Raw genomic sequence first — 13,522 nt, 5'->3', positions numbered from 1 at the left:
TTGTAAAAAATTTTTGGCGGTGGGGGAGTCGTTGTCACATGACGCGCCGCATTTTCGAATCTGTGCACGAATCCAGAAACTTGCTCCCAAGCCTGTGAACAACTCCCGCGCGGCGTTAACGCTGGTCAAGTTTTTTGATGCCTCAAGTGTGAATCAATTCCGTTGCGAGTCTTTCCGCTTAGTGTATTCCTTAAGTCGTTCGCGGCGCCCACGATCTTGAGACCAGCGCGGTTTTGGAAACGGGGCGAGCGTGCAAATCGGCGGCGGTGTGCACGTTGGCGACGCTTCAACAAGCGATTGTCGGTTCAAAACCCACAGCAATGTGGGAATGGTAGCTCTTTGTCTGAATGTCTCCAAGCGGATTTATCCCGCTCGCGCCAGGCGCAAATGAGAGATGTCATCAAACTACCCCGACACCCGTGATGGCGAAGCCGAGCGGACGAAAAGTGCAGACGGGCAGGGCATCGGTGACTTCGGTCGCAGGTGTCTTCAGGACACGCAGGACCTTGCCGTGAGCAATCACGGCAGGACGGGGAGGTATCATGTCTTACGGACTCAACGCGGTATTGAAACAAGTCTCCTATTCCAACGATGCCGTTCCAAATCCGTCGGACGTCCAGCCTCCCGCGTGTAACGGAGCGCCGAGTACGCGCTGACCTCGCGACCCCTCAATCTCTGACATCGCTGATCCGACCCGCGGCGTTCGCGCCGAACGGCGAAGCTGTGTCCGACGATGGAATCGCTTGAGGTCGCGCCATCCAGGGTCCTGGCAGGAACCCTGCATGGCGCTCACAACGCAACTATATCTCTGAAGAAAAGTTCTCAAATGATGACAACACCGGAACAGGATCGCTGGTCACGCGTGAAGAGTCGGCTGCGCTCGAACGTTGGCGAAGACGTCTATACGAGCTGGTTTGCGCGGATGGATCTGGAAGGCGTACAGGACGAGAGCGTGCGGCTCTCGGTGCCGACCCGCTTCCTGAAGAGCTGGATCCAGGCTCATTATGCCGAGCGCGTGCTGTCGTGCTGGCAGGCCGAGATGCCCGAAGTGCATCGCATCGATCTCACCGTTCGCACCGCGGTGCGCCCGGTGGTGCAGTCGAAGGAAGCGCCCGCCGCGGTCGAGGCACGCCGTACCCCTGCGCCGGAGCTGCGCTCGACCGCGACCGCGCCGGTCTCGGCCAATCACGACGCGCTCGGCGGCTCGCCGCTCGATCCGCGCCTGACCTTCGCAAGCTTCGTCGTCGGCCGCTCCAACACGTTGGCGCATGCCGCGGCACGCCAGGTTGCCGAGGGACGCCGCGGCGACCCCGTCATGTTCAACCCGCTCTACATTCATGCGGGCGTCGGCCTCGGCAAGACGCATCTGCTCCAGGCCGTGACCTGGTCCGGCAATTCCGGCAACGAGCGCAAGGTGCTGTACCTCACGGCCGAAAAATTCATGTACGGCTTCGTCGCCGCGCTGAAGACGCAGACCGCGCTCGCCTTCAAGGAAGCGCTGCGCGGCATCGACGTGCTTGTGATCGACGACCTCCAGTTCCTGCAGGGCAAGTCGACCCAGGCCGAGTTCTGTCACACGCTGAACGCGCTGATCGATGCCGGCCGCCAAGTCGTGATCGCGGCCGACCGTCCGCCGTCCGATCTCGAAAGCCTCGACGATCGCGTACGCTCGCGTCTGGCCGGCGGCCTCGTGGTCGAGATGGGCTCGCTCGGCGAGGAGCTGCGGCATGGCATTCTCAAGTCGCGCGTCGCGGCGGCCCGCGCCCATCATGCGACGTTCGACGTGCCGGAGGAGGTGCTGCATTATCTGGCGCGCACCATCACCCATAACGGCCGCGACCTCGAAGGCGCGATCAACCGGCTTCTCGCTCACTCGAAGCTGAACAACCAGCCGGTGACGCTGGAGATGGCCGAGCGCGAGGTGCGCGACCTGATCCGCCCGCAGGAGCCGAAGCGGATCAAGATCGAGGACATCCAGCGCGTGGTGGCGCGGCAGTATAATGTCAGCCGCTCCGACTTGCTGTCCTCGCGCCGCACCGCCAACGTGGTCCGTCCGCGCCAGGTGGCGATGTACCTCGCCAAGACGCTGACCCTGCGTTCGCTCCCCGAGATCGGCCGCCGCTTTGGCGGACGCGACCACACCACGGTGCTGCATGCCGTGCGCAAGATCGAGGCGCTGGTTTCCAAGGACACCGCCTTGTCCGAGGAAGTGGAGTCGCTGAAGCGTCAGCTTCAGGAATAAACGCCTATTGAGCGCAACGATGCTGCCACAGCGTCATGGCCGGGCCTGTCCCGGCCATCCACGTCTGTCCCCGCAGCCAAGAACGTGGATGCGCGGGCCTTCGCCGCGCCGAAGCGGCTTCGGCCGCGCAGGCGGGACAAGCCCGGGCATGACGACCCCTTGGGCGACTTGGCTTTGGGCGATCTGGGCCTTGGGGCAAGGGAGCGCAGCCCCGCCGCGGCGGCCCCGAAACGTCGGTAAATCGTGGGGAACTGCCTCCGATCCCTTGAATCCGGGGGCCATCCGCGCCACCTTGCGCGACCCTGACAGCTTTGGTCATATCGGCTGGATGATCCGGCTTTTCGGGGTCTTCGGTGCCGTGGCGCGCGTCCCGCCGCCCGGCCTTCTCATCTTGGGGATCGGGCGAGTAGTGCAATGAAGGTTACGGTCGAACGCGCGCAACTCCTGAAGTCGCTGGGCCATGTCCACCGCGTGGTCGAACGCCGCAACACGATTCCGATCCTCGGCAACGTGCTGGTCCGCGCCGAGAACGCGAAATTGTCGTTGAAGGCGACCGACCTCGACCTCGAGGTGACGGAGACGCTGCCGGCGGAAACCGCCACCGCGGGATCCACCACGGTGCCGGCGCACATGTTCTACGACATCGTGCGCAAGCTGCCGGACGGCTCGCAGATCGTGCTGGAAGCCGATGGCGATCGCGCCGTGCTGGCGATCCGCGCCGGCCGCTCGCGCTTCACGCTGCAGACCCTGCCGGAGAATGATTTCCCGGATCTCGCCGCCGGCGACATGTCGCATTCGTTCAACCTCGCCGCCAAGGACGTCAAGCGGCTGATCGACCGCACCCAGTTCGCGATCTCCACGGAAGAGACGCGCTACTATCTCAACGGCATCTATCTGCACGCCGCCGGCACCGCCAAGGCCGCCACCCTGCGCGGCGTCGCCACCGACGGTCACCGCCTCGCCCAGCTCGATTTGGTCCAGCCCAAGGGCGCCGACGGCATGCCCGGCGTGATCGTGCCGCGCAAGACGGTCGGCGAGGTGCAGCGCCTGATCGAGGACGCCGACGCCGAGATGACGATCGAGCTGTCGCAGGCCAAGATCCGCTTCACCATCGGCAATGTGGTGCTGACCTCGAAGCTGATCGACGGCACCTTCCCCGACTACAGCCGCGTCATCCCGCAAGGCAACGACAAGGAACTCGTGGTCGACAAGAAGGATTTCGAGAGTGCGGTCGACCGCGTCTCGACGATTTCGAGCGAGCGCGGCCGCGCCGTAAAGCTGTCGCTGTCGCCGGGCAAGCTGGTGCTGTCCGTCACCAACCCGGATTCCGGCAGCGCGACCGAAGAGCTCGAGGTCGAGTACGCCTCCGACGCCCTCGATATCGGCTTCAACTCCCGCTATTTGCTCGACATCGCCGCCCAGATCGAAGGCGACGTCGCAACCTTGAGGCTCGCCGACCCCGGCTCCCCGACGCTGGTGCAAGACCGCGACGACAAGAGCGCGCTGTACGTGCTGATGCCGATGCGGGTGTGAGGGTATTTCCCCTCTTGTCATGGCCGGGCTTGACCCGGCCATCCATCAAACAACATGACCTATTGGGTGTACATCCTCGCCAGTAAGCCCGGTGGAACGCTCTATATCGGCGTCACCAACAATCTGATCCGACGCGTCTACGAACATCGCGAAGGTCTGGCGGACGGTTTCACCAAGCGCTACGGGGTGAAGACCCTGGTCTATTTTGAGGCTCACGACACGATCGCCGCTGCCCTCCAGCGCGAAAAGAACATGAAGCACTGGTCGCGCGAGTGGAAGATCGATCTGATCGTGAAGAACAATCCCGAGTGGCGCGACCTATATGATGAAATTGTCCGCTGAGGCGGATGATGGATTGCCGGGTCAAGCCCGGCAATGACAAGGCACATGACCCCGTCCCGCATTCATCGCCTGACGCTGACGCATTTTCGCAACTACCGGGCGGCGGGGCTCGAGACGGCGGCTGACATGGTGGCGCTGGTTGGCCCGAACGGGGCGGGCAAGACCAATTGCATCGAGGCGATCTCGTTCCTGTCGCCGGGACGCGGGCTGCGCCGCGCGACGCTCGAAGACGTCGCCGACAATCAGGGCGACGGTTCCTGGGCGGTCTCCGCGCAGGTCGAGGGCGCGCTGGGCCTTGCCACGCTCGGCACCGGCATCGACGCGCCGCTGCCCGACAGCGCGGTCAGCCGGCGCTGCCGCATCGACCGCGAGCCGGTCAATTCGGCCAACGCCTTCGGCGACCACATCCGCATGGTCTGGCTGACGCCGGCGATGGACGGGCTGTTCATGGGCGCGGCGTCCGAGCGGCGGCGTTTCTTCGACCGCCTGGTGCTGGCCATCGACAGCGAGCACTCCAGCCGCATCTCGGCACTGGAACGCTCGCTCCGTTCGCGCAACCGCCTGCTCGAGACGCGCAATTACGACGACCATTGGTGTGATGCGATCGAGCGCGAGACCGCCGAGCTTGCGGTCGCGGTCGCCGCCACGCGGGGCCAGACCGCGGCAAGGCTGACCGGCATGCTGAACGGACGCGCGCAGGCTTCCGCCTTTCCGTCGGCGCAGATCGCGCTCGACGGCTGGATGGAGAACGCGCTGCTCCAGGAGACCGCGACCTCGGTCGAGGACCGCTACCGCCAGATCCTGCGCGACAATCGTCCGCGCGATGCCATCGCCGGCCGCACCACTGACGGCCCGCACCTCACCGATCTCCGGGTCGTCTATGCACCCAAGAGCATGCCGGCGCGCGATGCCTCGACCGGCGAGCAGAAGGCGCTCCTGATCGGCCTCGTGCTGGCCCATGCGAGCCTGGTCGCCGAGATGACCGGCATCGTGCCGCTGCTGCTGCTCGACGAGGTCGTCGCGCATCTCGATCCTAACAGGCGCGCGGCGCTGTTCGACGAGCTGCGCAAGCTCGGCGCGCAGGTGTGGCTGACCGGCGCGGACCCCGCCGCCTTCGCCGAGATCGGCGCCGGGAGCGAAGTCTTTGACGTCGAAAGCGGACACGTCTCCGCCCGGCGATAGACCTCGCGGTTGAACCCCGCCGTTTCCCGCCGCGACTAGCTTTTTGAGGCCGCGCAACGAAGGTGACGCGCGAATTCCCTGGAGAGTGAGATGCGGACGGTGAGGATCGGGGCGCGAGTCCCGACACGATGGCTGGCGTTTGCCTGCGGCTTCTTCCTGCTCGCGAGCTGCATGCTCGCGGCAAGCCCGAGCGCCTGGGTGCCGCATCTGTCGCCGCTGTTCTCCGCCGCGCTCACGCCCGACCCGGATACCAAGCTGCCCGCGCCGACGCGCTACAGCTATCGCGAGATCGGTCTCACCACGATGCTCGGCGTCGAGGCTCCGCTCCGCACCAAGCTCATCGCCCGCATCCCCGCGGAGCTCAGCGACGTGCTCGCGTTCTACCGCGCGGAGCTTGGAAAGCTCGGCTGGCAGGAGCAGCACGATGGCGCGGTGATCTCAGCCGATCACGTCCAGCTCGCCTTCGTCTCCCCGCTGGGACCGGCGGCGCTGGAGCTTAGCCGGAGGGACAGCAACACCTCGGTCCATCTGGTGCAGAAAAACCAGGAGGCTGCGACCAGGGCGCAGATTATGCCGAGGCCCGGCCGCGCCGCGTTGATGTTCACCAATCTCGCCGACAAGGAAGCCGTCTTCATCATCGACAACCGGACCGTCCCACTCCCTGCCCGCGCCGGCAGAGAGCGCCCCGAGGCGCCGCTGTTCAATATGCCTCCCGGCAAATACCGTTACACGTTGAAGATGGAAGGCCGTCCGGACCGCGACACGGCGATCGACCTTGTGGCCGGCGATGCCTGGGACGTCACGGTCGGGCCCGATGGCAATCCGTGGTCGCCGATCCAGCTCTACTGACCTCCGAACCGCTTTGAACCTGCCCGGTTCCCGCCGCGACTTCTCGTCTGAGGCCGCGCCGATGGTGTCGCAGCCATTGCGATCGTGCGCGGGGCCTGACGCGGCGCGCGGCATCCTGGAGACCTGACGATGGCGATGATCCCGCACGGGGCCCAAGTCCCGGCACGATGGCGACTGCTTGCATGCGGCCTTGTCCTGATGGCGAGCAGCTCGATCGCGGCCGCCGCCGACGGAGGCGTCGTCGACGTCCATTCCCTCCCGCAGCTGGAGGGCGCGGTGGAAGACACTTCGCGCCCCGATCCCTACCGCGTCGAATACCGCATGCCGACGCCGGAAGCGGTGACATCGCCGGCGGTGAAAAAACTCCTGAGCGCTGACGGCTGGGTGCCCTATGTGCGGCCGCTGGAGGAGAAGAGCGCCACGCTGAATTTCAGGAAGGGCCGGCAGGGGCTTTTCGTCTATCTCACCCAGGCGCCCGGCCGACCCGACCAGTCGGTGGTCCACTACTCGACCGACCGGATCTATTCGAACGTGCCGTTTCCGGACGGGGCGAGCGACATCGTGTTCGATGGCACGAGGCCCTATCTCGGCTGCATCGCGCCCGGCGCGCTCGATGCGACATCGGATTTCTTTGGCCGCGAAATGGCTGCGATCGGCTGGCAGAAGCTCACGCCGGAAACCGCCGCGCGCTGGACGACCAGCCTGGACGAGACCGTTCCCAACGGCCTGCGCGCCTTCTACGCGCACCCGGACAGCAAGGAAGGCGGCTTCTACCAGCAGAAGCCGGTCATGCTGACGCTGACGCGGCGCGACGATGGCCGCGCCAATGTGGAGATCCGGGTCGCGCCCTTCGCCCTGCCCGGCGAGCTCAAGGCCGATGACGACCTTGCCGGCCTGCCGCGGCCGAGCCCGACCAAGACGGCCAGGGGCCTCGGCAGCGCGAGCTCAAACAAGCGCGAGATGTCGGCGGCCGCGATGGCCGAACTGCCGGCGGTGCTCGCCTTCTATCATCGCGAGCTCGCCGCCCGCGGCTGGCAGGAGGATGGCAGCGCCCCGCTCGCACCCGGTGACGAAGTCACAATCAAAATCTCCAACGCAGAGGAAACCGGCGTGCTGCGGCTCGGCCGCAAATATGATTTCACGATGGTCAGCATCAACGTGCAGGTAAAGGAGGCGGCGCTTGCCGCTCGCGCCAAGGCGAAGAAGGAAGCCGATGAGAAGTTTCTTGGTGATGCGCTGGGTGCGGCCAAGCAACTCATCACCGCCGACGAAGCGCGGCGCAAGGTGCAGGCCGCAGCCCTGTCCGACGCGCCGCTCAATGCGCTCGCCGACAGCAAGACGCCGGTGCCGCTGCCCGAGACCGCCGAGGGCGTGACGTTCGAAGGCGGCGACGGCCGGCTCGAATTCTCCTCCACCTCGAGCGTCAAGGCCATCGGCGCCTTCTACCGCGCATCGCTGAAGAACGCGGGCTGGAAGGAGCAGCCCTCCGTCATCAACCAGCCCAACATGGCGGTGATGTCGTTCTCCAAGAGCGGCAAGTCGATCTCGATGACCGTGATGCAGATGGGCCCGAAGGTGAATGTCAGCGCCAACGGCTCCGGTCTGGTCGTCGCCGCAGCGAAGCCGGTCGAGACCAAATCGTCGGAAGCAAAAACTGTGCAGGCCAAGGCGTCCGAGCCGCTCAAGCCCGATCCCGATGCCACCCTGCCGGTGCCGACGCAACACAGTTCGAGCGGCGTCAGCTCGACCAAATTTCCCGGCAGCAACCAGTCGTTCCGCACCGAGCTCGAAGCCAGCATCCCCGCAGATCTCCCGGATGTTCTCGCGTTCTATCGCGCGGAGCTGACCAGGCGGGGCTGGCAGGAAAAGGCCGACGGCGCGATGGTGACGACCGAGCGTGCAGAGCTCACGTTCACCTCGCCGGACGGACCGGCCATGCTGAAGCTCGGCCGCGCCAGGGGGGAGACAACGGTCAGCTTGGTGCAACGGAATCCGCAGGCCGCAATCAAGGCCGACATCATGCCTAGGGCGGGCCAGGCAAGGCTCGTGCTCGGCAATATGGGGGCGAAGGAGGCGTCGCTGACGATCAACAATCAGACCGTGAAGATCGCCGTCGGTGCCGGCGGCCCGCAATCGCCGAAAGGCCCGATGCTCGACCTGCCGCCGGGCAAGTACCAATACGCGCTGCGCCTGCCCGGGCGTCCCGCTCGCACCGAAACCCTGACGGTTGCCGCCGGCGATGCCTGGGGCCTTCTGGTAGGGCCGAGCGGCGACGTGCTGCCGCTCCAGATGTATTGAGCCGCGAGACAACAGGTGCGCTCCCTCTCCCGTTTGATTGTGGGAGAGGGCACTTCGGAACCAGCCTTCCGACCCGCAAAAACCACGCCCTTGCGAGCCCCAGAACAGCCTTTCGAATCGCGCTTTTCGCACCCCCTGAAATCGGCCTTCAACAGCCTTGAAAACCGGCCCAAAAGTCCTATCTGATCAAAGGGTTGCCGGAGGATACTTTGCGCTAGGCGCAAGCGGTCTTTCATGGCACAAATAGCCTGCAAATCAGCGCCTTTTGCGCGGCTGATTCGGGCGACATCTCGAAGGCCTCTCATGACAGAACCTGCTCGGCAGACGCCTGCCGAAAACGAGCCCTCAAATCCAAGCGATTACGGGGCGGAATCGATCCGCGTGCTCAAGGGTCTCGACGCCGTCCGCAAGCGCCCGGGCATGTATATCGGCGACACCGACGACGGCTCGGGCCTGCACCACATGGTCTACGAGGTCGTCGACAACGCCATCGACGAGGCGCTGGCGGGCCACGCCACGCGCGTCGACGTGATCCTCAACGCCGACAATTCCGTTACCGTGCGCGACGACGGCCGCGGCATTCCGGTCGACATCCACAAGGGCGAAGGCATCTCGGCGGCCGAGGTCATCATGACCCAGCTGCACGCCGGCGGAAAGTTCGACCAGAATTCCTACAAGGTTTCCGGCGGCCTGCACGGCGTCGGCGTCTCCGTGGTGAACGCGCTGTCCAGCAAGCTCGGCTTGCGGATCTGGCGCGACAACAAGGAGCACTACATCGAATTCGCCCATGGCGATGCGGTGGCACCGCTCAAGGTGGTCGGCGACGCGCCCGGCAAGCGCGGCACCGAGGTGACGTTCCAGGCCTCGACCGAAACCTTCAAGAACATCGAGTATGATTTCGCCACGCTGGAGCACCGGCTGCGCGAGCTCGCCTTCCTCAATTCCGGCGTCAACATCGCGCTCTCCGACATGCGCCACGCGGTCGAGAAGCGCGAGGAGATGTACTATTCCGGCGGCGTCGAGGAGTTCGTCAAATATCTCGACCGCAACAAGAAGGCGATCGTGCCGGCGCCGATCATGGTGCGCGCGGAAGCTAACGGCATCGGCGTCGAGGCCGCATTGTGGTGGAACGACAGCTACCACGAGAACGTGCTGTGCTTCACCAACAACATCCCGCAGCGTGACGGCGGCACCCATCTTGCCGGCTTCCGCGGCGCGCTGACGCGCCAGGTCAACGGCTATGCCGAGGCCAATGCGAAGAAGGAAAAAATCGCGCTGACCGGCGACGACTGCCGCGAAGGCCTCACCGCCGTGCTGTCGGTGAAGGTGCCGGATCCAAAATTCTCGTCGCAGACCAAGGACAAGCTGGTGTCCTCGGAAGTGCGCCCCGTGGTCGAGAACGTCCTCAACGAGGCGCTTCAGGCCTGGTTCGAGGAGCATCCGAGCGAAGCCAAGATGATCGTCGGCAAGGTGATCCAGGCTGCCGCCGCGCGTGAAGCTGCGCGAAAGGCGCGCGAGCTGACCCGCAAGAGCCCGCTCTCGGTCTCCTCGCTGCCCGGCAAGCTCGCCGACTGCCAGGAAAAGGATCCGGCCAAGTCCGAACTCTTCATCGTCGAGGGTGACTCGGCCGGCGGCAGTGCCAAGCAGGGCCGCAACCGCGAATTCCAGGCGGTGCTGCCACTGCGCGGCAAGATCCTCAACGTCGAGCGCGTCCGCCCGGACAAGATGCTGCACAGCGAGCAGATCGGCACGCTGATCACTGCGCTGGGCACCGGCATCAGCGACGAGTTCTCGATCGAGAAGCTGCGCTATCACAAGATCATCGTGATGACGGACGCCGACGTCGACGGCGCCCATATCCGCACGCTGCTGCTCACCTTCTTCTACCGGCAGATGCCCGCCATCATCGACGGCGGCTATCTCTATATCGCCCAGCCGCCGCTCTATAAGGTCAATCGCGGCAAGTCCGAGCAGTACCTGAAGGACGAACGGGCGCTGGAAGATTATCTGATCGATACCGGGCTCGACGACTGCGTCTACATCCCCGGCAACGGCGGCGATCGCACCGGCCGCGACCTGCGCTCGCTGGTCGACGACGCCCGCGCCGTCCGCGGCATCCTGCGCAGCCTGCACACCCGCTACAATCGCAAGGTGATCGAGCAGGCCGCCATCACCGGCGTGCTCAACAAGGCGATCTACGGCGATCCGGAGAAGGCCGCAGCAGCCGCGCAATACATCGCTGCACGTCTCGACACTCTCGCCGACGAGGTCGAGCGCGGCTGGATCGGTCAATATTTGGAAGGGCAGGGATTCCAGTTCGAGCGTACGGTCCGCGGCGTCAAGGAAGCCGCGATCATCGACGACGCCTTCTTAGGCTCAGTCGAAGCCCGCAAGCTCGACGAATATACGGTGAAGCTCCAGGACGTCTACGCCCGCCCCGGCAAGCTGCGCCGCAAGGACATCGAGCACATGGTCTACGGGCCGGTCGATCTGTTCGAGGCCGTCACCGACGCCGGCCGCAAGGGCGTCACGCTGCAGCGCTACAAAGGGCTGGGCGAGATGAACCCGGAGCAGCTCTGGGAGACGACGCTGGACACCAATGCGCGGTCACTGCTTCAGGTGAAGGTCAAGGAGGTCGACGAGGCCGACGACATCTTCACCAAGCTGATGGGCGACGTGGTCGAGCCGCGCCGCGACTTCATCCAGGAGCATTCGCTCAGCGCGACGATCGATATCTGAGGCCGCTTGGCTCTGGGCGGTCGTCATGGCCGGGTTTGTCCCGCCTGCGCGACCGAAGCCGCTTCGGCGAGGCGAAGGCCCGGGCATCTACGTTCTTCTGTGCATGCGGCAAAGCCGTGGATGGCCGGGTCAAGCCCGGCCATGACGCGGAGACAGCTCGGCTGAACCTCCCCACCCGGCATCGCGACGAAGAGGCATGAACCATTGGCCAGTTCCGGCCGGGAAATGTCACGCCATGACCAGCTCAACAGCGACCAGTTCCGCCGTGCCGTCCCGCAGGCTTGGCATCATCGGCAGCATTGTCGGCGTGCTGGCGCTGATGGCGGCTGTGTTGCCGCACTGGGTCGTGCCGATGGTGTTTCCGCCGCCACCGGCGGACCAGGTCGTCGTCGACACCGGGCATCGCATCAAGGACCGCGTCATCGCCCGTGTGAAGGGCGTCGAGTATCAGGCTCCCAAGCTCGAGAAATCGCCTGGACGCAGCTGGAGCGAAACCGCGTCAGCCACAGCGATCTCGCTCGGCCTGCTCGCGATCCTGCTCTCGGTCCTCTCGCTGATTTTCCGCGAGGAACGGCTCCTCGCTGGCGTCGCCGCCATCCTCGGCACCGGCGCCATCGCGATCGAGATCTCCTTCGTCATGATTGGCGCCCTGATCCTGATCGCAATCCTCTATGTGGTGGGGAATATCATCGGGCTGTTTTGACCGCCCGCTACAAGCACCAGGCCTCATCCTGAGGAGCCCGCGAAGCGGGGGCGTCTCGAAGGATGGCCGCGGGCGAGAGCCGGGCCTGCACGGTTCGAGACGCGCGTTCCGCGCTCCTCACCATGAGGGATTAGCAGCCTTCTCGGGCCGGCAGCCGCAGCCAGCACAATTGCTACCGCGCTCAAATCTCTGTAGTTTCCGCCCGAAACAGCCGCCCACCCAACAGGACAGCGAGAACTCAAGTGGCGCCCATCCAGTACATCGTCGAGGGCGGTCACCGGCTCTCGGGCTCGATCGAGCCGTCCGGCAACAAGAATTCGGCGCTGCCGATCATCGCCGCCGCCCTGCTCACCGAACACCCCGTGACGCTGGAGAACGTGCCGCGCATCCGCGACACCGAGACGCTGGTCGAGCTGATCCGCTCGGTCGGCGCGTCCGCGGAATGGACCGCCCGCAACACGCTTCATATCCACGCCAAGAGCGTCCGCGCCGCCGATCTCGACCCTGAGCTCTGCGTGCGGATCCGCGCCTCGATCCTGCTCGCCGGTCCCCTGCTCGCCCGCTGCGGCGAAGTGATGCTGCCGCCGCCCGGCGGCGACGTCATCGGCCGGCGGCGGCTCGACACGCATGTGCTCGCCCTCGAGCAGCTGGGGGCCAAGGTCACCGCGACCGACCGGCTCGAATTCCGCGCCGCACGGCTTGCCGGCGCCGACGTGTTTCTGGATGAGCCCAGCGTCACCGCAACCGAGAACGCGCTGGTGGCGGCGGTCGCCGCCGACGGCGTCACCTATTTGCGCAACGCGGCGTCCGAGCCGCATGTGCAGGACCTCGCCAACTTCCTGGTCGCGCTCGGCGCCAGGATCGAAGGCATCGGCACCAACACCATGATCGTGCATGGGCCGGCGACGCTCGGCGGCACCACCTACCGGATCCAGCCCGACCATATCGAGGTCGGCTCCCTGATCGGCCTTGCCGCCGTGACGCGCTCGCAGCTTCGCATCACCCGCGCCGGCGTCGAGCATCTGCGGTCGATTCGCATGGGGTTCGAGCGCCTCGGCATCGTCTGCCGCGTCGAGGGCGACGATCTGATCGTGCCCTCGAACCAGACGCTGAAGATCCAGGACGATTTCGGCGGCCACGTGCCGAAGCTGGAGGACCAGCCCTGGCCGGCCTTCCCGGCCGATCTGATGTCGATCGCGATCGTCACCGCCACGCAATGCGAGGGCGTGATCCTGATGTTCGAGAAGATGTTCGAATCGCGGATGTTCTTCGTCGACAAGCTGATCGCGATGGGCGCGCGTATCGTGCTGTGCGATCCCCACCGCGCCATCATCGCCGGCCCCAGCCGTCTGCGCGGGGCATCGATGATCTCGCCCGACATCCGCGCCGGCATGGCGATGCTGCTCGCGGCGGTCTGCGCCGAGGGCACCTCGACGATCAACAACGCCGACCAGATCGAGCGCGGCTACGAGCGCATCGACGAACGACTGAACGCGCTGGGTGCCAAGATCAAGCGCGTGCCGGAGCGGAAGGGCTGAGGCGTTCCGCCTCCCCATCCCAAAATGGTCTCGTGCCCCGGACGCAGCGCAGCACGTCAGTGATGCGCTGCTGAGCCGGGGCCCATGCGGCCCGAA

The 13,522-nt window shown here is 65.5% G+C and carries 9 protein-coding genes; all 9 read left to right on the top strand.

All coding sequences use genetic code 11. The annotated features are described in order from the left end of the window. Positions 1–829: 829 nt before the first annotated feature. The 9 genes from dnaA (at position 830) to murA (ending at position 13,426) form a co-directional block, all read left to right on the top strand. Positions 830–2,242, top strand: coding sequence for a chromosomal replication initiator protein DnaA (gene dnaA, locus QSV46_RS18775; RefSeq protein WP_314954440.1), 1,413 nt, complete (start codon positions 830–832; stop codon positions 2,240–2,242). A gap of 414 nt (positions 2,243–2,656) precedes the next feature. Beyond that, positions 2,657–3,775, top strand: coding sequence for a DNA polymerase III subunit beta (gene dnaN, locus QSV46_RS18770; RefSeq protein WP_314954338.1), 1,119 nt, complete (start codon positions 2,657–2,659; stop codon positions 3,773–3,775). A 54-nt stretch (positions 3,776–3,829) separates the two neighbouring features. Next, positions 3,830–4,117: a GIY-YIG nuclease family protein gene (locus QSV46_RS18765; RefSeq protein ID WP_314954335.1), complete on the top strand. Its 288-nt coding sequence runs from the start codon at positions 3,830–3,832 to the stop codon at positions 4,115–4,117. A gap of 45 nt (positions 4,118–4,162) precedes the next feature. Beyond that, positions 4,163–5,299, top strand: coding sequence for a DNA replication/repair protein RecF (gene recF / locus QSV46_RS18760; protein WP_314954332.1), 1,137 nt, complete (start codon positions 4,163–4,165; stop codon positions 5,297–5,299). A gap of 90 nt (positions 5,300–5,389) precedes the next feature. After that, entirely contained in the window at positions 5,390–6,148 is a 759-nt protein-coding gene (locus QSV46_RS18755; protein WP_314954330.1) for a hypothetical protein, read from the top strand. Between the two features lie 129 nt (positions 6,149–6,277). Then, entirely contained in the window at positions 6,278–8,446 is a 2,169-nt protein-coding gene (locus tag QSV46_RS18750) for a hypothetical protein (protein ID WP_314954328.1), read from the top strand. A gap of 303 nt (positions 8,447–8,749) precedes the next feature. Continuing rightward, positions 8,750–11,185, top strand: coding sequence for a DNA topoisomerase (ATP-hydrolyzing) subunit B (gene gyrB / locus QSV46_RS18745; RefSeq protein ID WP_314954327.1), 2,436 nt, complete (start codon positions 8,750–8,752; stop codon positions 11,183–11,185). 235 nt (positions 11,186–11,420) lie between these two features. Then, positions 11,421–11,888 carry a hypothetical protein gene (locus QSV46_RS18740; protein WP_314954325.1) on the top strand — a complete coding sequence of 156 codons (468 nt, stop codon included), beginning with the start codon at positions 11,421–11,423 and terminating at the stop codon, positions 11,886–11,888. 242 nt (positions 11,889–12,130) lie between these two features. After that, complete coding sequence (gene murA / locus QSV46_RS18735) at positions 12,131–13,426, top strand: UDP-N-acetylglucosamine 1-carboxyvinyltransferase (RefSeq protein WP_314954324.1); 1,296 nt, start codon at positions 12,131–12,133, stop codon at positions 13,424–13,426. The last annotated feature ends 96 nt before the right edge of the window (positions 13,427–13,522 follow it).

It is taken from the genome of Bradyrhizobium cosmicum (assembly GCF_032290525.1).
In the GTDB taxonomy this organism is placed as follows: Bacteria; Pseudomonadota; Alphaproteobacteria; order Rhizobiales; family Xanthobacteraceae; genus Bradyrhizobium; species Bradyrhizobium cosmicum_A.
Note: the sequence above shows the minus strand (reverse complement) of the source record. Positions and strands in the feature narration are given on the sequence as shown.